The organism is Streptomyces sp. NPDC056452 (genome assembly GCF_042796085.1).
In the GTDB taxonomy this organism is placed as follows: domain Bacteria; phylum Actinomycetota; class Actinomycetes; order Streptomycetales; family Streptomycetaceae; genus Streptomyces.
This window is the reverse complement of record NZ_JBHTRI010000031.1, coordinates 1-21926: the sequence shown is the minus strand read 5'-3', so window position 1 is coordinate 21926 and position 21926 is coordinate 1. Positions and strand designations below refer to the sequence as shown.

17 protein-coding genes are annotated in these 21926 nt (G+C 70.2%); 9 read left to right on the top strand and 8 right to left on the bottom strand.

Translation table 11 applies throughout. The annotated features are described in order from the left end of the window. Positions 1 to 259: 259 nt before the first annotated feature. Entirely contained in the window at positions 260 to 1174 is a 915-nt protein-coding gene (locus ACFQ6X_RS26885) for a hypothetical protein (protein WP_383185059.1), read from the top strand. Positions 1175 to 1416: 242 nt separating this feature from the next. Next, on the top strand, positions 1417 to 1881 hold the full coding sequence (locus ACFQ6X_RS26880; protein ID WP_383185057.1) for a hypothetical protein: 465 nt from the start codon (positions 1417 to 1419) through the stop codon (positions 1879 to 1881). Between the two features lie 242 nt (positions 1882 to 2123). Here the strand turns inward: ACFQ6X_RS26880 and ACFQ6X_RS26875 are convergent, their stop codons facing one another. After that, the gene (locus tag ACFQ6X_RS26875; protein ID WP_383185055.1) at positions 2124 to 2444 is read right to left on the bottom strand and encodes a hypothetical protein; all 321 of its coding nucleotides are present in this window, start codon (positions 2442 to 2444) and stop codon (positions 2124 to 2126) included. A gap of 275 nt (positions 2445 to 2719) precedes the next feature. On the opposite strand from ACFQ6X_RS26875, the gene ACFQ6X_RS26870 reads away from it, so the two are divergent. The 3 genes from ACFQ6X_RS26870 (at position 2720) to ACFQ6X_RS26860 (ending at position 4339) form a co-directional block, all read left to right on the top strand. Further along, complete coding sequence (locus ACFQ6X_RS26870; RefSeq protein ID WP_383185053.1) at positions 2720 to 3139, top strand: hypothetical protein; 420 nt, start codon at positions 2720 to 2722, stop codon at positions 3137 to 3139. 273 nt (positions 3140 to 3412) lie between these two features. Beyond that, positions 3413 to 3769 (top strand): hypothetical protein, encoded by a 357-nt coding sequence (locus ACFQ6X_RS26865; protein WP_383185051.1) that lies wholly within the window; start codon positions 3413 to 3415, stop codon positions 3767 to 3769. A gap of 144 nt (positions 3770 to 3913) precedes the next feature. Continuing rightward, on the top strand, positions 3914 to 4339 hold the full coding sequence (locus ACFQ6X_RS26860; protein WP_383185049.1) for a DUF4259 domain-containing protein: 426 nt from the start codon (positions 3914 to 3916) through the stop codon (positions 4337 to 4339). Positions 4340 to 4447: 108 nt separating this feature from the next. Here the strand turns inward: ACFQ6X_RS26860 and ACFQ6X_RS26855 are convergent, their stop codons facing one another. The 5 genes from ACFQ6X_RS26855 to ACFQ6X_RS26835 form a co-directional block, all read right to left on the bottom strand. Then, entirely contained in the window at positions 4448 to 6094 is a 1647-nt protein-coding gene (locus ACFQ6X_RS26855) for a penicillin-binding transpeptidase domain-containing protein (RefSeq protein WP_383185048.1), read from the bottom strand. Positions 6095 to 6350: 256 nt separating this feature from the next. Next, the gene (gene cs1, locus ACFQ6X_RS26850) at positions 6351 to 7325 is read right to left on the bottom strand and encodes a clavaminate synthase Cs1 (RefSeq protein ID WP_383185046.1); all 975 of its coding nucleotides are present in this window, start codon (positions 7323 to 7325) and stop codon (positions 6351 to 6353) included. Then, a complete protein-coding gene (gene speB, locus ACFQ6X_RS26845; RefSeq protein WP_383185044.1) occupies positions 7322 to 8272 on the bottom strand; it encodes an agmatinase in 951 nt (316 codons plus the stop codon). The genes cs1 and speB overlap by 4 nt, the downstream gene beginning before the upstream one ends. Before the next feature lie 54 nt (positions 8273 to 8326). Further along, on the bottom strand, positions 8327 to 9859 hold the full coding sequence (locus ACFQ6X_RS26840; protein WP_383185143.1) for an asparagine synthase-related protein: 1533 nt from the start codon (positions 9857 to 9859) through the stop codon (positions 8327 to 8329). Further along, positions 9859 to 11574, bottom strand: coding sequence for a thiamine pyrophosphate-binding protein (locus ACFQ6X_RS26835; RefSeq protein WP_383185043.1), 1716 nt, complete (start codon positions 11572 to 11574; stop codon positions 9859 to 9861). Before ACFQ6X_RS26835 ends, ACFQ6X_RS26840 begins: the two co-directional genes overlap by 1 nt. Positions 11575 to 11787: 213 nt before the next feature. On the opposite strand from ACFQ6X_RS26835, the gene argJ reads away from it, so the two are divergent. The 3 genes from argJ to ACFQ6X_RS26820 all read left to right on the top strand — a co-directional run bounded on the left by argJ (position 11788) and on the right by ACFQ6X_RS26820 (position 15521). Beyond that, complete coding sequence (argJ, locus tag ACFQ6X_RS26830) at positions 11788 to 12966, top strand: bifunctional glutamate N-acetyltransferase/amino-acid acetyltransferase ArgJ (protein ID WP_383185042.1); 1179 nt, start codon at positions 11788 to 11790, stop codon at positions 12964 to 12966. Between the two features lie 99 nt (positions 12967 to 13065). Continuing rightward, the gene (locus ACFQ6X_RS26825; protein ID WP_383185041.1) at positions 13066 to 14076 is read left to right on the top strand and encodes an MBL fold metallo-hydrolase; all 1011 of its coding nucleotides are present in this window, start codon (positions 13066 to 13068) and stop codon (positions 14074 to 14076) included. A gap of 563 nt (positions 14077 to 14639) precedes the next feature. After that, positions 14640 to 15521, top strand: a complete 882-nt coding sequence (locus ACFQ6X_RS26820) for a BTAD domain-containing putative transcriptional regulator (protein WP_383185039.1) — start codon at positions 14640 to 14642, stop codon at positions 15519 to 15521. 56 nt (positions 15522 to 15577) lie between these two features. Here the strand turns inward: ACFQ6X_RS26820 and ACFQ6X_RS26815 are convergent, their stop codons facing one another. After that, positions 15578 to 15871: a transporter gene (locus ACFQ6X_RS26815; RefSeq protein ID WP_383185038.1), complete on the bottom strand. Its 294-nt coding sequence runs from the start codon at positions 15869 to 15871 to the stop codon at positions 15578 to 15580. A gap of 58 nt (positions 15872 to 15929) precedes the next feature. After that, on the bottom strand, positions 15930 to 19916 hold the full coding sequence (locus ACFQ6X_RS26810) for an SGNH/GDSL hydrolase family protein (protein ID WP_383185036.1): 3987 nt from the start codon (positions 19914 to 19916) through the stop codon (positions 15930 to 15932). A gap of 311 nt (positions 19917 to 20227) precedes the next feature. Between ACFQ6X_RS26810 and ACFQ6X_RS26805 the strand changes: the two genes are divergently transcribed. Next, positions 20228 to 21889: an ABC transporter substrate-binding protein gene (locus tag ACFQ6X_RS26805; protein WP_383185034.1), complete on the top strand. Its 1662-nt coding sequence runs from the start codon at positions 20228 to 20230 to the stop codon at positions 21887 to 21889. The last annotated feature ends 37 nt before the right edge of the window (positions 21890 to 21926 follow it).

Sequence of the window (21926 nt, the reverse complement as noted above, 5' to 3'; positions counted from 1 at the left end):
ACCCACACCTTCACGTGCAGTCGGGAGCCCCGCCGCCGGTGTCCGGACCGCTGTATAGCATCGCTTCCGAATGTACTTGGAAGGCTTTCCCATGCCCCGCACCACCCCGCCGCGTCCCCTCGACATTGAAGCGGCTTTCCCTGCCCTTGCGGCCCACCGGCGCACAGCAACCCGGCTTCACCCCCGTCGCGGCGCTCCCAGGGCACAGGAAAGTTCGCTGGCGGGCCCCCTGCTGTGGCCGGCCGACGAACCGTGGCCGGTGTGCACGGCCGTACATCCGAAGGGTAAGGGCCACCTCCTCTCCGACGTGCGGCTGCGCCGCCGGATCGAGGGTGATGCACGAGGACGGGAGTACACCGAGGACGAACAACGCCTCCTCGACGGGATGACGCGGGGTGAGCACGCCCCCGGCCTCCACGACGACTGGCCGTTGCCGATGCTGGCCGTCGCCCAGTTGTTCGCAGGAGAGGTCCCGGATCTCGTGGGACCCGAGGGCCACGATCTCCTGCAGGTCTTCTGGTGCCCCTTCGAGGTGCACGGGGCCGACGGCACAATCGACGTCGTGCTGAAGTGGCGACGCTCGGACGACGTCGGCGCCGTACTGTCGCCGCAGCCCGAACCCCCGGTGGCCGGCCGCGCGGAATGCGTCCCGACCATGTGCGTAGTACACCCGGAGCGGGTCGTGGAGCACGAGTACTTCGGGCTGCTGGACGAGCCGCTCCAGGACGAGATCTCCGAATGGGAGGAAGCGCTCCTCGTCGAGGAGGAGGAGGAGGACGATGACGGCCCCTCCTCGCCGGCGAGCTACGCGACGTACGAGGAGTACGAGGGGGCGATGGCCGCAGCCCGAGCGGGGGAACCGGAAGAGATCGACTACATGAGCGACCTGTCGGTCGCCCCCGGTTGGAAGGTCGGAGGCTTCGCCTCCTGGCACCTGACCGATCCTGCTCCGGTCGACTGCCAGGTGTGCGGAACAGCGATGCCACCCCTGCTCACCGTGGACAAGTGGGAGTGCGACGGCGCCTCACGCAGCTGGCTGCCGGTCGAGGACCGGGATGCCGACAACGACCCGCGCGTAATCGACCCGGTCGGCGTCTACCTCGGTCGCGGCCTGATGCGGGTGCACACCTGCCCGGCCGATCCGGCACATCCACACCGGCTGAGCTTCCAGTAGACCGTCCGGGCCGCGAAGCGTCGTCACTGCGCCGCGATGGGTTGCCGTCGGGGTGATGCTGGATCCAGGACATTCCACAAGGTTCCGCCTGTCCGGCACAAGGTTCCGCCTGTCCGGCACGCCCTCCATCCCCGCAGAACCACGCCCGGTCCAGCACCCCGGTGCAGTGCTGTGCGGTACCAACGCCTGCCTTCCTGAGTGTCGCTCTGTTTCGAGCCGCATCGAGGGGTAACACGAACACCATGACTGCAGAGAGCGATGAATCCCAGAAGAATGTGAACGGTTCTGCGGCGAAGGCCGGTACGGGTGCCGCCGGTGGTCGACAGATCACTGAGGCGTCCGGGAACCAGGCCACGTCCGGCGCTGCGGTCGCGGCCTCGAAGGCCAAGTCAGCGGCGCAGGACGCCAAGTCGTCGGCCCAGGACGCCGCCGAGGCGGCGGGGACCGGTGTGCGGTCGGCCGGCCTGGCGGCGAAGCGGGCGGCTGTCACCGGGTGGGAATCGGGCCGGCAGACCGTCCTGGACACGGCGGGCAGGGTGCCATCGACCGCGACCATCGCACGGACCGTCGGCAAGCACCGCAAGGCCATGGCCGTGGGCGCTGCCGCAGGCGTCGGTGGACTCCTCGCCGGCGCGTTCACCCTCGGACGCCAGACGGCCAGGACCCATGCCGGGCCGATCACTCGCCTCACCGGCGGCCGGATCTGACCGGACCGCGACACGCACGTAACCCCTCGAGGGCCGGCAGACCACTGTCGGCCCTCCTTGGATCGGCGCCCGGTGCTCGAAGTATCTCGTCGATGCCGGGTGCTCGGGGTCACAACGCGACGACCCGCTGCTCCACCTCAGCGGCCCGACGAGGCCGCCCCGGCATGAGCCGAACCGTCCCTCGGTGGTCGCCTGACCCAACAGCAGCGTGTGACCACCTCCGGTCGACGAGCCGGACACGATCACGGCTGAGTCTGGGCCATCACCGGGTCGCCGCCTTGGGGCTGAGTCTTCTCGCGGCGGCGGGCGCCGAGCGGGCTGAGCTCGAAGACCAGCCGTCCCGACGCGATGAGGGCGCCCTGCCCGAAGACGAGGATCAGCCAGGCTCCGTCGCGCCAGTACCAGTCCTCGGTCCAGGGCCGCGTCATCGCCAGCGTCACGATGAGATGAGAGAGGGCGATGACGGTGCCCGGCCGGCGCCGCCGGGGGAAAGCGAGCGGCACCAGCGCCCAGAGCGTGGAGGCAAGCACCAGCCATGGGGCGGCAAAGGCCAGGCCGAACATGTGGGACCTCGATATCGGTAGAGAGTGCCAGCCAACGTCACACCGGCAGACCCGAAGTACCAGCCCGGCAAGGTATCGCCAGGATCACGATGCGGCTTCGGCCGTCCCCCCTCGCCTTCAGGTTGCGAATCCGAGGTCGGCGGGGCCGGGTGCGTCGAGAATGCAGCCGGATCGCTGCAAACGCGTCCGCAGCAGGTAACCATCCTGTCTCCGCCCCAGCCGCAGTACCCCGCCGGCCGCACCATGTCCCTACTCGTGTCACACCAGGGGGGATCATGCGCATAGGCACCACCACCGCGGCCTTCGCCGTCGTACTCGCCGTCACCGTCGTTGGCTGCAGCGGCGACAAGGACAGCGACCGTAAGGCCGACGCCACCAAGAGCACTGTCACCGAGGCGTCGGGTGCCGCAGAGAACAGCGGCGCCGCCAAGAACGCCGACCTGCCCCCCGAGCCCACCGGCGCCGATCGGGACGCCGTCCTCAAGGCCGTCCAAGACGTCCACGGCACCCTCATCCACGACGAGGACAAGGCCATCGACGCGGCCCGCAACCAGTGCGCGGCCCTCGATGGCGGCGCGACGAATCCGGACCACAGTGCTGCCCAGCGGTTCTCCTACGACGGTGTCACGCTCACCGATGACGACGGACGTCACATCAACATCGGGCTGCGCAAGACGCTCTGCCCCGAAGCCTGATCAGCCACCAGCTCCGGCCCGGCCGCGACCGTACGCGGCCGGGCCTCGCCATGCCGGTGGTCAGCGCGTGGCCACGGAGGTGGAAGCCCCCTCGCGCACCCGATCTGCGCATCGACGCGCGGTTCCATACTTCCGAGAGCTCATCCCCCGATCCGGGCAGTGGCGGGACTCCGTCACCCGCTCGATCCTCGATCGGTCACCGGCGCCCTGCACCTCCCGCCTTGTGCTCACGGCGATCAAGCCCCGCCGTCGCAGCGGTGGATACTGGCCGCCATGGACTTCACCTCAGGCAGAGCTGTTGGCCCACGGCTGGACCACGCCGCGCTCGCTCACGGGGACCTCGGTAACAACGTCTGGGGGACACTCCTGTCCGCGGCCGGCCCCCGTCAGGCGGCAGAGTTGTTCCGAGCTTCAGGCTGGGCGGTGCGACGGTCGGGCTGGACCGAGTTCGAGGCCGAGCACACCTTCGCCCAGCTCGAGGTGCTGCCGACTGTTCCGGTCACCTTCAGCGGCTTCGTCGACCCGGACCGTGTCAACGTCCTGCTTCAGGCGCTCGCGTCGATGGGGACGCCCTACAGCATCGAATACGAGGACCCCGAAGGGCGGGAGAACGTCTACCGCTCCGAGTGACAACCAGTTCGAATTGTCACGGCCTCCGTTTCAGCCCAGGCTCCCCGCGCAGACCACGGCCGCAACCCACTCCGGACTGCTGCGCTGCTTCTGTCAGTGGCCTCTGTCAGGATGCCCCGGTCAACATCATGATCGGGAGAAACCATGGGCACTTGGGACGTCGGCCCCTTCGACAACGACACTGCGGCGGACTTTGGCGGCGGACTCGACGAGGCAGCTGCAGGCGAACGTGAGGGCATCGTCCGCGGTGCTCTCATACGTGTGATCGACACCGCGGTATACCTCGAAGCGCCGGAATCCGAGGAAGCAGTAGCCGCAGCCGCGCTCGTCGCCGCGCAGTGCCCCGGGGGTGAGCCGACCGATCCCGTCTATGGGCCGGAGGAGTCCCTCCCGGACCTCACTGGTCTGCGCGATCTCGCCCTTCAGGCGCTCGACCGCGTCATGGCCGAGCCGTCCGAGCTGATGGACCTATGGGCCGAGGCGGACGGCGGACCCTGGTGCGCAACCATCCGCCGCCTGCAGAACGTGCTCCTGCCACAGCCTCCGGGAGAACAGCTCCGCCTGATGTAGGGGCCACCCCCATCCGGTCACTTCAGTACGGTGTCGGCCCTCGATCAGGTACTGGACGAGGCATCGCCCCGTGCGCAAGCCCACTCGCTCGGATCAGGTCACGCGCGCTCAGCCCGCATCCGTCAGCCCCTTCAGGAACCTGGCCGCCACCGGCCCCGCGTCGGCGCCGCCCGAGCCGCCGTCCTCCAGCATCACGCACCACGCCAGATCGCTGTCGCCCTGGTAGCCGATCATCCAGGCGTGGGTGCGCGGCGGCTTCTCCTCGCCGAACTCCGCCGTCCCGGTCTTGGCGTGCGGCTGCCCCGGAATTCCCGCCAGGGCGCTGCCCGCTCCGTACTTCACCGTCGCCCGCATCATGTCGCGCAGGTCGCCGGTCACCGAGGGGGCGATCCTGGCGGTCGCCTCGTGCTTCTTCTTGACCGCGTCGGGCACCAGCACCGGTTGTTTGAAGGTTCCTTCCTTCACCGTCGCCGCGATCGACGCCATCACCAGTGGCGAGGCCTGCACGCGGGCCTGACCGATGGTGGACGCGGCGAGGTCGTTGTCCGAGGTGCTCACCGGGACCGATCCGTCGTACGTCGAGTCGCCCACGTCCCAGACGCCGCCGATCCCGAAGGCAGCCGCCGCGTCGTGCAGGGCCGAGCCGCCCGCCTTGGCGCGGTTCTCCACGAACATGGTGTTGCAGGACTTCGCGAAGGAGTCCTTGAAGGTCGATCCCGTCGGCAGCGTGAACTGGTTCTGGTTCTCGAACCGCTGCCCGTCGACACGGGCGAACTTGGGGCACTCCACGACGTCGGACGGTTTCACGCCCGCCTTCAGCATCGCCGCCGCGGTCACCACCTTGAAGGTCGACCCGGGCGGGTACTGGCCGGCCAGCGCACGGTTCAGGCCGCCTGCCGGACGGTTCGAGACGGCGAGGATGTTCCCGGTCGAGGGCTCCAGGGCGATCAGCGCGGCATTCACCTTCAGCCCTTCCATCGCTTTGGCCGCGGCGCCCTGCACCTTGGGGTCGATGGTGGTCTTCACGGGCGTGCCGGGCTTCGCGGAGCTCTTGGTGAGGGAGGCTTCGGCCTGACCGGACTGCCGGTCGGCGATCACCACCTCACTGGTTGCCGCGCCCCCGCCGCCCCGCAACTGCTTGTCGTAGCGCGCCTCAAGGCCGAACGTTCCCCTGCCCTGTTCGTCCACCGAGCCGCGCAGCGAGGCGGCCTGCAGGTCGTCGCCGTTGGCGTCGAGTACGGCGGCGCGCTCGGCCACCGTCTTCAGCGCGAGCGTCTGTCCGGCTTTCAGCCGGGGGTGGATCATCGGGGAGCTGAACTCCACGGTCCACTGCCCGGCCTTCTTGACCAGGGTCGCTTCGGAGTCGTAGCGGAAGAGGCCGACGGCGGGGATGGTGAACTTCGCGGTGTACGGGACGGTCACCTCGCCCTTGTCGTTCTTCTCGCCCTCCCCCGCCGACAGCTCCGCCTTCGCGGGTTTCAGGTTCGTCATGACCGAGGCCAGCAGGGACTCGGTGTTCTCCGGCGAGTCCGACAGTGCCGCTGCCTTCGTGGCATCGCCCGCCGCCCACGCGCCGAGGAACGACTGGAGTCTCTCGGTGGCCGCGGTCACCTCGGGGTCCCGCTCCGTCCCGTCCCCGGACCATGCCCGGTACCCCCACCAGCCCGCACCCGCCGCCAGGACGACGGCCACCGCCACACCCAGCACGGGTCCTCTGCGCGATCCGTGACGCCGTGCGCGGTCATGACGTGCCATCTGCTGCAATGTGGGGTCCGACACTTGGCGCTGTCTCCTCGTCTGCTGCGGATTCCTCTGCGGATGCGTCTCCCGTGACCGGACCGCCCGGTCACCTGTCCGACACGCTAACCGCTGCCCCGGGGGGCCGGGCCACAACGGAGAGCGCCGGGAGAGTGAGCCGAGAGCGGACCGGAGCGGGCAGCACGACGGGCCGGTGGCCGCTCCCCACGGTCGGGAGCGCCACCGGCCCGCCGGGGCCGTGGGCAGAGGGCGGTCAGTCGCGCGGGGTGAAGGCGACCACGTCACCCGCGTGCTCGCCGCCTGCGAGCTGCCCGAGGCGGTCGGTGCGGATGTAGACGCGGTGCAGCCACCGGTCCACCCCGTCCCAGCGCGGCGTGAACGGTGTACGGGCGTGCGTCGTACGGAAGTTGTCGATGATCAGGACGTCGCCGGGGACCAGGTGCACGGCCTCGGTGATCTCGTCCAGCGCCTTGGACAGCGCCTCCACGGCCTCGACGTCCCGGGGGTCCTCGGGGGCCAGCAGCTCCCGGTCGTAGCCGAGCAGCGGGTCGTCCGGGTCGCCGTAGAGCGGCTTCACCTGGGCGATGGCGCCCGGGTCCTCGACGCCGCCGCGGAAGGCGACGTCGACGCAGCAGGGCACCTTGCGGTCGAAGAGGTGGCTGCGGAAGCCGTCCGGGATCAGCGGCAGCGCCTTGCGGACCGAGCCGACCAGGGTCGCGGCCCTGCGTTCGTGGTCCGCACGGGAACAGGCGAGCATCACGTAGTTGGGCTGGAGCTGGTGGTAGGCCATCTCCGTGTGGAACTCCAGCAGGGTCTCGCTGGTCTCCGACGAGAGGTGGTGCGCGCCGGGTGAGGGGTACACGTCGTGGTAGACGGTGCCGCTGCGCAGCTCCTTGTACCCGGTGTGCAGGCCGAGGCGGCGGCCGACGATGCCGAGCATCGCCTCCATGGTGAGCAGGGGGCGCTCCGTCGGCGCGGGGGTGGACTCGGGGGTGCGCGGCAGGCGGTCCTGAGGTTCCACGGGGAGGCCGCGCAGCAGGAGGTAGCCGTCCTCGTTGCCGGACACGTTGAAGGCGTCGAGCGCCTCGGCGATCGACGCCGGGAGGTCGCTGGACGCCTCCTTCGAGGCCGCCAGGAAGGCCGGGAGGTCCGCGCGCGGCACCGCGGGCAGGCGCGAGGCGAGTCCCAGGAGTTCGTCGCGGAGTTCGGAGCAGTCTATGACGGTCACGCGTCGTTCCTTCCTTTGATGTGAGCGCGGGCGTACTGGTAGAGCAGTTCCGCGCCTATCTCGGTCGCCAGGATGGAGGTGATCCCGGCGTGGTCGTACAGGGGCGAGACCTCCATGACGTCGAAGCCGATCGGCCGCAGCTCGCCCACGCAGCGCAGCAGGGCCAGGACCTCGCGGGAGGACAGTCCGCCGGGCGCGGGCGTTCCGGTACCGGGGGCGAAGGCCGGGTCGGCGACGTCGACATCGACGGACACGTAGACCGGGTGGTCGCCGATGAGCTCCTGGACGAGGGCGTGGGTGCCGGCGACACCGGTCTCGACGAACTCGTCGGTGGTGACGACCCGCACCCCTTTGCCGCGGGCGTAGTCGAGCGAGTCGGGCTGGGGGTTGTGGCCCCGGATGCCGATCTGCACGGTGCGCCGGGGGTCGATGAGTCCTTCGTCGATGCCGTGCCGGAAGGGGGTGCCGTGGTGGAACTCGCCTCCGTAGAAGGCGGGGTTGGTGTCGGAGTGCGCGTCGAGGTGGACGACGGCGACGGGGCCGTGCTGTTCGGCCACGGCGCGCAGGGCGGCCAGGGTGAGCGAGTGGTCGCCGCCGAGCATCAGGAAGGCGGCGTTGTCCTGGAGGAGGCCGCGCAGGTGGCGGTGGGCCGTCTCCATCGCGATGTGCATGTTGAACGGTGTGAGGTCTATGTCCCCGGCGTCCACGCAGTCGATGAGGTCGAAGGTGCCCGGCCCCCGGTCGATGCCGACTCCGTGGATGAGGCCGGACTCGTTGCGGATGGCGCGCGGGCCGAAGCGGGCCCCCGGCCGGTAGCTGGTGCCCCCGTCGTAGGGGGCGCCGATGACGACGACGTCGCGGCCGGTGGGCTGCGGCTCGTGCGGCAGGCGCATGAAGGTCGGGATCTGCGCGTAGCGGGGCGAGATCGCGGTGTCGACACGTTCCACGACGTCATGCCTCCTGTCGGGGCCGCTGGCGGCCGGTACGGAGTCTGGGGTGGTTCACTCGGTCTCCTTCAGCCGTGCGGTCACCTGGTGCACGGCGTCGGCGGTGCTCACCTCGGCGGGTGGCAGGCCCTCGACGACCACCCGGTCGAAGATCTCCCGCACCACCAGGGACTTGGCCCGGTGGATGTCCGCGTCCGGCACGCCGGCGTCCAACAGCAGGAGGCTGAAGGACGAGGTCGTCCCCGAGCCCTCGTGCACGCCGAGCTTCGGCCGGGTGACCGTCTCCCGCGGCAGGAGGGCGCTCATCGCCTCCCGCAGGACCCATTTGTCGCGGCCGTGGCGGCGTTTGAGCCCTGCCTCCAGCGACACCAACAGGTCCAGTACGTCGCGGTCCCAGTACGGATGGGTCGACCAGTGACCCTGGATACCGGAGAGCACCGGGGACATCTCGTTGAGTCCGTCGAAGGTGGCCATGTCGAACGCAACGGCCGTGTCCAGTTGGGGCAACCGGTCCTCGCGGTGCATGCCGGCGAGCGGGATGTCGGCTCCGTAGCCGGTGAGGATGCGGCGGGCGGGCCCGTCGAGGGCCCGGTAGAGGGCGGTGAGCGGCAGCAGGTACTCGATGATGTCCGCGTCGACGGACTCGGACGCCCAGATCGCGTACGGGAGCTGTCCGAGCAGGTCCGCCGTCGGGACGGTGATCTCCCGGTGGGCGGAGCCCAGGTGGGTGGCGACCACACGTGCCTCGGGGAACTCGTCCGAGGTGTCGGTGCCCATGGACAGCGTGTCCAGGGGGCCGGCGGTGTGCGCGGCGGCGAGCGCGGCGACGCCGGAAGAATCGATTCCTCCGGAGAGCACCACCAGCGGAGTGCTGCCGCCCGTGCGGGCCCGGACGGCCCGCTCCAGCGTCTCGCGTACGGCGGCGGTCGCGTCGGCCTCGGGAAGGATCCGCCGGGACACCGGCGGGGTCCAGATCCGGGTGGGCACGGCGGTGCCGGTACGGACGTCGACGTCCAGCACCGTGCCGGCGGGCACCTGGTGGACGCCCGGCACCCGGCGGACCCTGCGTGCCTCGGTGACGGGCCGTCCGGACGGCGGTGCCTGGGCCGTTGCCGGGACGAGAGCCTTGATCTCGGTGGCGGCGAGTACACGGCCGGGGGCCGGCAGCGTGTAGAGGGGCACGGAGCCCGCGTGGTCGGTGGCCAGGAGCACCCGGTCGCCGAGGGCCACGGCTGCGGCGAACCGGCCGTTGAGCAGCCGGAAGGCGTGCAGGTCGTAGACGCCCAGCAGGGCCAGCAGCAGTTGCGCGTCGGTTCCGGCGTCGGCGCCTGCCGGGAGGAGGGTGAGCAGGTCCTCCCGGTTGTAGAGCTCGCCGGCCAGGACGAGTGCCGTGTCGCCGGAGCGGGCAACGGCGTTCTCGGCCGAACCCGAGTGGACGAGTACGGCGTTCAGGGTCTGGGTACGGAGGGGCTCGGCCACGGCTTCGTGGGCGCCCCGGGTGGCGAAGACGGGACCGGGGGCCCGGTCCCCGCCCTGTTGGGCGGAGACCAGGAACCCCGTGGCGGCGGGGAGTGTATGCGCCATGATCAGATACTCAGGGCACCGAAGCCGCCGGAGGTGAAGTCGTAGTTCACCGGGACCTCGATCAGGAACGGGCGGCCGAGGCCTGCTCCCTTGCGCAGGGCCGCGAGCAGGTCCTCACGGGAGGTGGCGCGGACGGCCTCGACGCCGTTGGCGCGGGCGAGTTCGGTGAAGTCGACGCCGGTGAACTTGACGGCCGGGTCGTGGGAGCGCTGGTGGCCGAGGTTCTGGTAGAGCTCGATCAGCCCGTTGGTGTCGTTGTTGACGACGACGGTCACGATGGGCAGGTTGAGCCGTGCGATGGTCTCCAGGTCGGCGCTGTTGGAGTGGAAGCCGCCGTCGCCCGCGATGAGGAAGGTGGGCTGGCCGGGGCGCGCCATCTGGGCGCCGATCGCCGCGGGGATGCCGTAGCCGAAGCTGGAGCAGCCGGCCGAGGTGAGGAAGCCGAAGGGCTGGTCCGCGCGGGCGAAGAGCACCCCGTAGTGCCGGAAGAAGCCGATGTCGGAAACGATCGTGCCCTCACCTGCGGCGGCGGTCTCCTCCATCACCGTGTTCATGGAGTCCATCACCTGGTGGACCCGCATGCCGTCGTCGTACTCGGTGGGGTCGGCCAGGAACTCGGCGATGCGCTCGCGCAGTGGGGTGATGTCGTGCGGGGTCTTCTTGGTGAGGTCCGCGGTGGCGGCGTCCAGGTGCTCGACGAAGGCCAGCACGTCGGTGACCACGTCGACGTCCGGGCGGTAGACCCTGGGGATCGGGTTGACGGTCGGAGAGACCCGGACGGTCTTCTTCTCGCCGCCGCGGGCCCACATCGAGGGACGCAGGTCCTCGGCGTAGTCGTATCCGAGGGTCACGATGACGTCGGCCGGGGCGAAGAGGGTCTCCAGTGCGGGGAAGGACAGGATGCCGTCCATGTACCCGGTGACGGCACCGTAGTTGAGGTGGTGGCCGTGCGGCAGGACGCCCTTGGCGATGTAGGTGGTGATGACGGGGACGTCCAGGCGTTCGGCCAGGGCCCGGATCGCGGGGACCGCGCCGGAGCGGATGGCCGCCGCGCCGACGACGAACACCGGGTGCTCCGCTCCGGCGACCAGGGCGGCGGCTTCGTCGGCGGTGGTCTCCCAGCCTGCCTGGACGGCGCCGACCGGCTTGGCCGGGGTCTGCGCGGCGGGGTGGGTCACCGTGGAGTCGATGTCGGCGCCGAGAAGGTCGACGGGGACGGAGATGAAGCTGGGGCCGACGGGTTCGGTCATCGCGGCGGCGACGGCGGAGTCGACGAGGTCGGTGATCTCGTCGGGGCGCTGGAGCTCGACGGCGTACTTCGTCATGGGGCGCATGACGGCGACGGAGTCCAGGCACTGATGGGTGTCGTTGGGGAAGATGTCGTGCGACTCGGACTGGGCGGCCAGCGCGATGACGGGCGAGCGGTCCAGGATCGAGGTCGCCACGCCGGTGGCGAGGTTGGTCATGCCGGGGCCCAGCGTGGCCCAGCAGGCCTGCGGCCGGCCGGTGATGCGGGCCAGGACGTCGGCGGCGACGCCGGCGGTGAACTCGTGCCGGGTGAGAACGAAGTCGATCCCCGGTGCCTCGTCGAAGAGGATGGAGGCGGCTTCGCGGCCGACGACACCGAACACCGTCTCCACACCGTGCTCGTGGAGACGCTTGAGCAGGGCGTGTGCGGCCGTCGGGTTGCCACTGGGCTTGGTCGATACACGGGACATGCGGCGTCGTCTCCAGGATGTCGACGGGAAGCGGAATGCCGTCACCGTGCCGGTGCGCTCTCTCCACCGCCTCTCCAGCGCCTATCCGAAGGCGCTGTAGTGCGCTTCCGGTCGGCCGGGGGCCGGTTCGGGTCTTGCGCCCGCGCCACCTGTGATAGATGAATAGACATACAGGCAAACGCATAATGACATGCCAGAGGGAAGAAGGCGATCATGACCGGTACGACCACCCGGGACCCCGCGGGGTTCATGGTGCACACCGCCCCGGTAGGGCTGTCGGACGACGGGCGGGACGACTTCACGGTGCTGGCCTCGACCGCGCCCACGCAGGTCAGTGCGGTGTTCACCAAGTCGCGCTTCGCCGGCCCGAGCGTCGTGCTCAGCCGGGCGGCGGCAGCCGACGGCCAGTCGCGCGGGGTCGTCGTCATCGCCAGGAACGCCAATGTGGCCACCGGTCCGGAGGGCGAGAGCAACGCGCGCGAGATTCGGAACTCGGTGGCCGCCGCCACCGGCCTCGCCGAGGACGAACTGCTGATCGCCTCCACCGGGGTGATCGGACTCCAGTACCCCATGGAGGAGATCCGCGCACACATCAAGACGCTGTCCTGGCCCTTCCCCGAGGGCGGGTTCGAGCGTGCGGCGCAGGCCATCATGACCACCGACACCCGGCCCAAGCTGGTCAGGGTGCGATGCGGTGAGGCGACACTCGTCGGCATCGCGAAGGGTGTGGGAATGCTGGAGCCCGACATGGCGACCCTGCTGACGTTCTTCGCCACCGACGCCCGGCTGCCCCCGGGCGAGCAGGACCGGATCTTCCGGAGCGTCATGGACCGTACGTTCAACGCGGTGTCCATCGACACCGACACCTCGACGAGCGACACGGCGGTCCTGTTCGCGAACGGACTGGCCGGCGACGTGGATCCGGTGGAGTTCGAGGAGGCGCTGCACGAGGTGGCGCTCGCCCTGGTGAAGAACATCGCCTCCGACGGCGAGGGTGCGAGCAAGCTCATCGAGGTGCGGGTCACCGGAGCCCGGGACACGGCCCAGGCCAAGCGCGTCGGCAAGACGGTGGTCAACTCACCGCTGGTCAAGACCGCCGTGCACGGCAGCGACCCCAACTGGGGCCGGGTCACGATGGCGATCGGCAAGTGCACCGACGACACGGACATCCTCCAGGAGAACGTCACCGTCCGCTTCGGCGGGACCCTCGTCTACCCCCAGCGCGCCGGCGGCCCCGGGGACGCCGCGCTGCGGGCCGAGGTCGCCGAGCACATGCGCGGCGAGGAGGTGTTGATCGGTATCGGACTGGGCATCGGCGACGGGGAGTTCACCGTGTACGGCTGCGACCTGACCGAGGGCTACGTACGGCTGAACTCCGAGTACACCACCTGAGCCGCCGTGCCCGGCCCCGCCACTGACTCAAATGTGCCGCCTCCTCACATCCGATCCGTAGGGTGACGAGTGATCAGCACAACGTGAACGAGGTGGCGCATGAGTCAGTCGCGAAGGTCGGTCCTCCAGGGCGCGCTGGGCGCGGGGGCGGCGGGTCTGCTGGTCGGCGGCGCCGCTCCCCTGCCGACCGCACACGCCCGCCGGGTACCGAAGGGAACAGGGCTCGGCCTGCGCTGGCTGGGCGTGGCCGGCTGGGAGCTGTCCTTCGCGGGCCGCAGCGTGCTCTTCGATCCGTATCTGAGCCGGATGCCGTACGCCGACGGGGACGGCGCCCTCGATCCGGCGCTGCCGCTGCGTGTGGACCCGGAGGCCGTGGAGCACGTGGTGGAGGAGGGACTGACCGGGGCACCCGATCTGATCCTGATCAGCCACGGCCACTTCGACCATCTCGCCGACGTGCCGCACCTGCTGTCCCGGCCGGGCTGGGGCGGCCGGCGGATCCGGACGCTCTGCGACACCACGTCACGTCATCTGCTGGGCGCGATGGGCACCCCCGCGCACCGCATGGCGGACGTGGTGGCGGTGAGCGGGGGCGATCACCTCCAGTTCGACGGCTACAGCGTGGAGGTGTTCCGCAGTCTGCACAGCAGGCAGCAGGACTACACGTCCTTCGCCCCCGGGAGGCGGGACTCCGTTCCCGCGCGGCCCCGGACCCTGGGCGACCTCGTCGAGGGGCGGACACTGGCCTTCCAGGTGTCCGTCGAGGGGGGACCGTCCGTCCTTCTGACCGGCACCAGCAATGTCGCGGAGCGGGAACTGGCAGGCGCGCGGCCCGATGTGGCGGTGATCGGGATGAGCGGCCACGCCGCCGTCCATGGCTATCCGGACCGGCTGCTGTCCGCGCTGGGGTCGCCGCCCGTGCTCCTGCCCTGCCATCACGACGACATGGTGACCCCGCTGGGCGACTCGGGGATCTCCCGCACAGCGTCCCCCGACGCGGCGACCGCCCTGATGCAGGCAGCCGAGCGACGGCAGCCGGGCGGCGGCACACGCGTACTGGCGCCCCGGCACCTGGAGTTGCTCGACGTCACGGAGCTCCCGGCGTCGTGAACCGCCGGACCGCCTGAGCTCCGTGCGGGCCGGACATCTCAACCCCGGGCCGGGACGCCCTCCGGTCCCCGAGGGCGTCCCGGTCCGGAATGCCGGGTGTCCGGCGCAGCATTCCGGGCGCCGTGGGCCCGCCGCACGGCCTCCTCGGCATATGATTTCTGCCATTACCGGTCTAGACCAGTCAACCGGCGATTTCGAGTCCGGATCAATGCGCTGCGTAACCTCACCCGGCGCACAGGACCCCCGCCTCCTTCACAGCGGAAGCACACGCTCCGCCAGGGCGCGGCATTCCGGGAGCCGCGACCCCATCGCACGGCGAGGGGCATATGCCCCGGCGATTACTCCGCGCAGTTCGCGATCATGCACTCCCGGCCACTCCATCTTCCCTACGTAATCTGCAGTTTCCCCGCGCATGCTATTCGCCGGTTCCGGTACGACAGTTTTCAGCCGTCCCCCATCCCGGCTTCGTTGACGCGGCAAGGTTGGCTGATTACTCTCCCGACTCGAGAGAGCCGAGACCCCGCTACGCGCGTAGTGGCCGAAGCCGGAACCACTGTATTTTCATGAACCAGCGCATCCAAAAACATTGCGTGCGAAAATCCAGCAGTTCATGGCAGGGGAATTCAGCCATGGACAGGCAGAACGGGAGAACCCCTATGGCCGGCGTGCAGATTCGCATATTGGGTCCCATCTCCATGCTTTCCCGGAACATTCCGGTCCCCCTGGCCGGTCAGCGACAGCTCCGGGTTCTCACCGCTCTCGCACTTGTGTCGGGCAGGGCCGTCTGTACGCCCGAACTCATCACGCACCTCTGGGGCGAACGTCCGCCCCGGACCGCCGCCGGCCAGTTACAGACCAGCGTGTGGATGATCCGCCGCTCACTGGCCATGGTCGGCGCGCCGCAGGAGACCGTCCTGTCGACGGCTTCCGGTTACCAACTGGACTCCGCTCACTGCGAGATCGACAGCGACATCTTCCGGCGCAACGTCGCGACAGCAAAGAAAATGGTACGTGCCGACCTCAAGGAGGAGGCACTGGAACTCCTCAAGGACGCGCTCGCCCTCTGGCGGGGCCCGGCTCTGGCCACGATTTCGAGCAGTGCGCTGCAAACCCGCGCGGCCCGGCTGGAAGAGGAACGCATCGCCGCACTGCAACAGCGCATTTGCCTGGAAATATCTCTGGGGCAATACGAGGAGGCCATTGGTGAACTCACCGACCTCATAGCCCTTCACCCTCTCCGTGAGGAGCCGTACGCGCATTTGATGCAGGCGCTGTATCTCTGCGGCCGGCAGGCCGACGCGCTCGCCGTGTTCCGAAGGGCCCGCAATACCCTGACCGACGAGCTGGGAATCGACCCCGGTCCCAGGCTGACCACGCTGGAGCGGGCGATCCTCCGCCAGGACGCCGACATGCTCTCGGCGGTGCCGGGCATGGCCCGGTACTGACCCGCCCCGATAACCCGCAGCGCTCCCCGGCCCCGTTGCCGCGGAGCGCTGCGGTGTCAGGCGCCGAACCCCGCGCAGGCGAGGGCCGCGGCGCCTCCCAGCACGATCACCTGCACTCCCGCGGTGACCCATGCGCGCGCGGCCGCCGCGATGCCGCCTGAGACCAGGAGGGCGGCCAGGCAGACCAGCGCGGCGCGGGACGCCTCGCGGCCCGCCGCGACCCGGTCCGGACTGCCCGTCAGGCCCCCGGAGATCAGCACCCCGAAGAGCAGGACCGCCAGAAGGACCGCGTCCAGTACGAGGAGCAGCAGGGCCGCTGTGATGTCACCGCGGCGGGACGCCTTTCTCATCGCTCACCTCCGGTCCAGGGCCCTCCCCGGGTGGGGAGGGCCCGTCGGGTGCCGTGGATCAGAGACCCATGCCCCCCATCGTCCGCTCGAGGGAGTCCGCGTACAGCCGGGCCCCTCCGACCTTCGGGTGGAAGGACTGGGCGGAGGCTCCGAGTTGCAGGATCGGCCAGTCGATCTGCGGCTCGTCGCTCTCCACCAGGTCCAGCACGATGCCGTGGACCTGTTCGGGGTCGCCGCAGACGGCCTTGCCCGCGAAGTTCTGGGTGGGGTTGGAGAACCAGGCCTTGGCTCCGGCGGCCTTGGCGTCGTCCACGGCGCCCTGCATCTCGGTGGCGAGGGTGCCGGCCATGCTGTTCAGCCAGGGGGCCTCCTCGGTGCCGATGCCGGGGATGCACTGCCCCGCCCCCTCCAGAAGCGGCGGGTACCCCATCAGGACGATCTTGGCGTTGGGTGCCTTCGCCTGGATCTTCTTCAGGGCGTCGGTGATGGCCGGCCGCACCCGCTCCTTGGCCAGGCGCTCGGCCGCCACTCCGATGTCCAGCCCCTGGTAGGCCGCGTCGTCCACGTGGGAGTCGTCGTCCTCGAACGTCTGGTTCTGGCACAGCGTCGGCCAGCCGATGCCGCCGAAGATGCACTTCTGGATGATGTAGGCGAACCGGGCGTCGTTGCCGCCGACGGAGATCGTCACCAGCGTGGTGTTCTGGTCGAGGTAGCCCTTGGAGAGCTGGGGCAGTTCGCCGTTCTCGCCGACGGAGGCGATGTTGTACGTGCGGGCGCCGGAGCAGGCGACGAGGTGGTAGTCCATGGCCGCGGACCGGCTGTCGTCCAGGGATCCCACGGATGCCGAACGGCCCGGGATCGTGGCCTGGCGGGACCATGCCTTGGTCGAGCGGTGGCAGGCGTCGCGGGTCGAGGGGTTGCTGGGGTCCCGGTAGTTGGTCTCCCTGTAGTAGTCGACGCCGCCTGCGGCCGAGGCGCCCTCGCCCGACGAGTAGGAGTCGCCCATCGCGACGACCATGTCCTTGGGCTTGGCCGACAGCGGCTGGAAGCCGGCGGCGTCCCATGCGACGTCCTCGGAACCGTTGCCGTCGGCCGCGTGCGTGGAGAGGGCGATCTTCGGGGCGCTGGTGAACTGGAACACCCCGAGGGAGACCCACTTGTTCTCCAGGACGCGCTGCGGGTGCACGCGTACCGGGCTGGTGCTGTTGGTCCCGGAGATGGTGTAGGTGGCCTGCCGGGTGTGGGCTCCGTGGTCGGGGAGGTGCACCCAGACCCGGGCCCAGCCGGTCATGCCGTTGGTCAGGGTCCAGGTGCCGGTCGTACGCATCCGGGCGCCGTCACCGGTCGCCTGGTTCCTGGTGTGCGAGAACCAGAAGTGGTTGCCGTAGCCGGCCCCGATCTGATGGGTGTCGATCTTGCCCGGGTAGTTGGCGCCGTCGGCCGAGAAGGTGAAGCCGAAGGTGCCGGGTGAGGTCGTCGCCCCGCAACTTCGCGCGGGTGAACCGGCCGGGGTGACGCCCGAGGCCACATCGTCGATCACGTACGTACCGGAGGGCAGCCCGCTGGAGCACCGGGGCGGGTAGGCGTTGCCGTCGGGCTGTTCGGGATAGGTGGCGTCGAAGCGGTGCAGGGCGAATCCGCAGGTGGCCGCGGACTCGCAGTTCTTCCAGGTCGCCTTCTTGTTCCACCAGCAGTGCAGGAAGAACTCGTCCGCCGGGTTGTTGAGCTGGCACGCCCCGTTGGTGTCGGTGTCGCCCTCCTTGATCTTGCTGGGGTCGCAGTTGTTGGAGGAGTCGCAGAACGTCCCGAGCGGCGGCTTGGCCGAGGTGCGGAAGAGCGGGTCCGTCCACCAGGCCGCGCGGTATCCGGGCTGGAAGTCGCCCGGGGCGAACATCGCCGAGATCGGGCGGGCGGCCCAGCCGATCACCTTCTCCTGGTAGGGCCAGTCCTGGGGGTGGGCGGCGTGCGAGTAGTCGTCCCCGCCGCCCGAATTCTCCAGGAACGGGGTGCGGTTGGCCTTCCACAGCGCGTTGGCCGGGTTGTTGGTGTAGCCGACGCCCCAGTGGCCGCCGTGCGACCCGGCGCTGGACTGGGGGTAGAAGCCGGAGTTGTACGCCCAGAGCGCGAAGAACCAGTTCTCGATGTACTCCGGTCCGCCGTCGTTGACGGACATCCCGGCGCTGTACGTCTGGTTCCACTTGTCCACGAGGATGTTGACGCCCGCGGCGATGTTGGCGGTGTAGTCGAGGGCGACGGCCTCCTGCTTCTGCACGGACAGCGCGGTCTCGCCGGGCTTCTCGTGCCCGGCCATGCGCATGCCGTCGGTCACCTGGACGATGCCGTAACCGCAGTCGGCGGCTCCCCAGTTGATGGCCCACGGGTCCGGGGTCTCTCCGTCGGCACCGTGGCTGATGCCGTAGTAGTTCCCGATCAGGGTGTTCGCCGTGACCCCCGGTACGGCGAACCTGGTGGCCTGCCACATGTTGGATTCCTGGGCGGTGACGCCCAGCATCACCTGCGCGGGAATGTGGTACCCGTCGGCCGCGTCAGGTGTTCCGTTGGGGTCGCCCGCCATGGTCTTGAGGGGGAAGAGGGACTGCGGCTGGTAGGCCGACATCCCGGTGTTCTTCCAGTTGGCGGCGCGGGAGACGTGTGTGTTGAGTTTCCCGACCACGGCCTGGTCCACGGCCCATTCGACCTGCCGCGGGGTGGGCTGGAAGGCCTGCTTGCGGACGTCTCCGCGCGGCACCGAGCAGTAGCGCTCGTCCTCGACGGGATTGGTCGGTGAGGCCGCCGCGAGCTTCGGTGTCGCCGCCGCGGTCCCGTGGGTGAGTGCCGGGGAGGTGACGAGGCCGGCCGCTGTCGTCGCGGTCGAGCCGACGGTCGTGCCGGGCCGGGCGTCCAGGGTGACGCTGCGTCCGGTGTCCAGGAGCTTCATCGCGGTCCGGGCGGTCCGCGCCGAGGCGGCTTCCTGCGGCGAGATCCTGGAGTCCTTGCCGTCGGCCCATGCGGTGGTGACGGCGGCGTCGCCCCGGGTGGACAGGACCGCGTCCTTGGCCACCCCCGCGGGCATGCGCACGGACGCGGGCAGGGTGCCGGCGGCCTCGGCCTTGCCGGTGACGTACACCGTGCCGGTGCGGGCGGCGCGGGACAGGTCGAAGTCGGCGAGTGCGCCGGTTGCCAGACGCCGGGTGGTTCCGGCGGCGGCGGCGCCGAAGAGCGAGGCCGGGGCGCGCCGGACCTCCGCCCGCTCGGTGACGGCTTTGGTCTTCGCGGACCGGTCGGTGCCGGGCCGGTCGATGTAGACGACCGAGCCGTCCGCGGCAGCCGTGAGCTGGAAGGGGACCGCTGTCGTACGGGCGGCGACGCGTACGTCGCCGGAGGTGGTGACGCGGACCAGGCGGGCGCCCTGTGCGGCGGCGTAGCCGTCCGCGAGGGGGACGGCGGAGGTGACCTGGCCGGGCAGCTCGAGCGGCTTCGCCGCCTTGCCGCTCGCGGTGTCCACGCCGACGAGACGGGTCTCGTTGCGTTCCGATTCGTCGTCGGAGAACTGTGAGAAGACCGCCTTCTCCGTGGTGCCGCAGCCGGGTGAGAAGTAGCTCAGGCTGGACTGGACGGGAAGCTTGGTGACCGCGCCGGTCGTCAGGTCGACGATCGCGGTGAAGGCGCCGCGGGTCATCAGCGCGGGCTTGTTGGTGAAGGTGCGGGGTGCGTAGGTGACGGCGGCGCGCTTGCCGGAGGCGGTGAGGCAGGCGTTGCCGATCCAGGTGTCGGTGTCGAAGCCGGGCTCGGACAGGGTCGCCGCGGTCCGCCAGTGGTAGCCGTCCTCGGCGGCGGCGACCATGACGTGGAAGCCGGTGGCGTCACCCGAAGTCGTCCAGGCCAGATCGTCGGAGGTGCGGTAGCCGGAGCCGAGCAGTTCCGCACGGTCGCCTGCGGGAACGGCCTCGGGGAGCTCGGCGGGACCGGGCCGGGCGGCGTCCGCCTCGTCCTTCTGGGACCACCCCTGGGCGGCTCCAGGGGGTGGGGTCGGGGATTTGGCCATCGACACCGACGGATAGCCCGCCAGCAATGCCGCGGCAGCGACTGTTATGACAGGTATATGCCATTTTTTTCTTCGGGACACGTTCTACTCGCCTCTCGTCCGGACGCCCGCGTCGCGCGTGGGGGGAAGCGGGCGTCCGCTTCGCGCGTGGGGGGACGCGAGCCAATCAGCCGGGGCTCTCCACCACCTCTCACCGAACTCTCCTGCTATACCGACCCGCCGTCGGCTATGCGCCCCTGCCTTTCCACCCCTCTCCGGGCCCCCGCGCACCCGCAGACTGGCGCGGAGATCACCGCGAGAAGGGCTGGGACATGGAGACCGAACAGTCGGGCACCACCGGCTTCGACGCCGCCGTCGACGGCGTGGTCGCCCCGACCGACACCCTGGGCGGAACCCTCCGCCTGGTGCGCACCGACGACTTCGACTCGCTCGACCCCGGCAACACCTACTACGCCTACACCTGGAACTTCTTGCGCCTGATCGGCCGGACGCTGGTCACCTTCGACACCGCGCCCGGCAAGGCCGGCCAGCGCCTCGTCCCCGACCTGGCCGAGTCGCTCGGTGAGGCCTCGGACGGCGGGCGGACCTGGACGTACCGGCTGCGTCCCGGCCTGCGGTACGAGGACGGCACCCCCGTCGTCTCGGCGGACGTCAAGTACGCGATCGCCAGGAGCAACTACGGTACGGACGTGCTGGGCGTCGGCCCCACCTACTTCCGTCACCTGCTGGGCACCGACTACGGCGGCCCCTGGCGCGAGCCCGAGGTGGACGGTCCGCTCACCGTCGAGACTCCCGACGACCGCACCCTGGTTCTGCGGCTGACCGAGCCCTTCGCCGGCATGGATCTGCTGGCCACCATGCCGAGCACCACTCCGGTCCCCAGGGCCAGGGACACCGGTATCGGCTACCGGCTCGGCCCCGTGGCGACCGGGCCGTACCGTGTCGAGTCCTACGAGCGCGGCAGGCTCGTGGTCCTGGAGCGCAACCCCCACTGGGACCCGGCGACCGACCCCGTACGGCGGCAGCGGGCCGAGCGCGTCGAGGTCCACCTGGGCAAGGACCCGCACGAGGTGGACCTGATGCTGCTGGCCGGCGAGGCGCACATCGACCTCGCGGGATTCGGGGTGCAGCCCGCCGTCCAGGAACGCATCCTGGCCGACCCCGCGCTGCGGGCCAACGCCGACAACCCGCTGACCGGTTTCACCTGGATCTACTGCCTGTCCAGCCGGATCACCCCGTTCGACAACGTGCACTGCCGGCGCGCCGTGCAGTTCGCCACCGACAAGGCGGCGATGCAGGCGGCGTACGGAGGCCCCGTCGGCGGTGACATCGCCACCACGATCCTTCCGCCGACCATCGACGGCTACCAGCCCTTCGACCGCTACCCGGTCGGCGAGGACGGCACCGGGGACCTGGAGGCGGCCCGCGCCGAACTGGCCCTGGCCGGCCTGCCGGACGGCTTCCGCACGAAGATCGCGGCCCGCAAGGACCGCCTCAAGGAGTACCGGGCGGCCGAGGCGCTCTCGGCCGGACTGGCCCGCGTCGGCATCGAGGCCGAGGTGCTGGACTTCCCGTCCGGCGACTACTTCGACCGCTACGGCGGCAGCCCCTCGTACCTGCGCGAGCACGGCATCGGAATCATCATGTTCGGGTGGGGGGCCGACTTCCCCGACGGGTACGGCTTCTTCCAGCAGATCGTGGACGGGCGCGCGATCAAGGAGCGCGGCAACCAGAACATGGGCGAGCTGGACGACCCGGAGATCAACAACCTGCTCGACCGGGGTGCCGTCAGCGGCGACCTGGAGGAGCGCGCGGCCATCTGGCACCGCATCGACCGGCTGACCATGGACCACGCCGTGATCGTGCCCTACCTCTATCCGCGCTCGCTGCTCTACCGCCACCCCGACGCCCGCAACGTGTTCGTCACGGGGTCCTTCGGGATGTACGACTACGTCGCGCTGGGCGCGCGCTGACACCCGCCCGGGGGCGGCCGGCGGGGACCCCACCCGC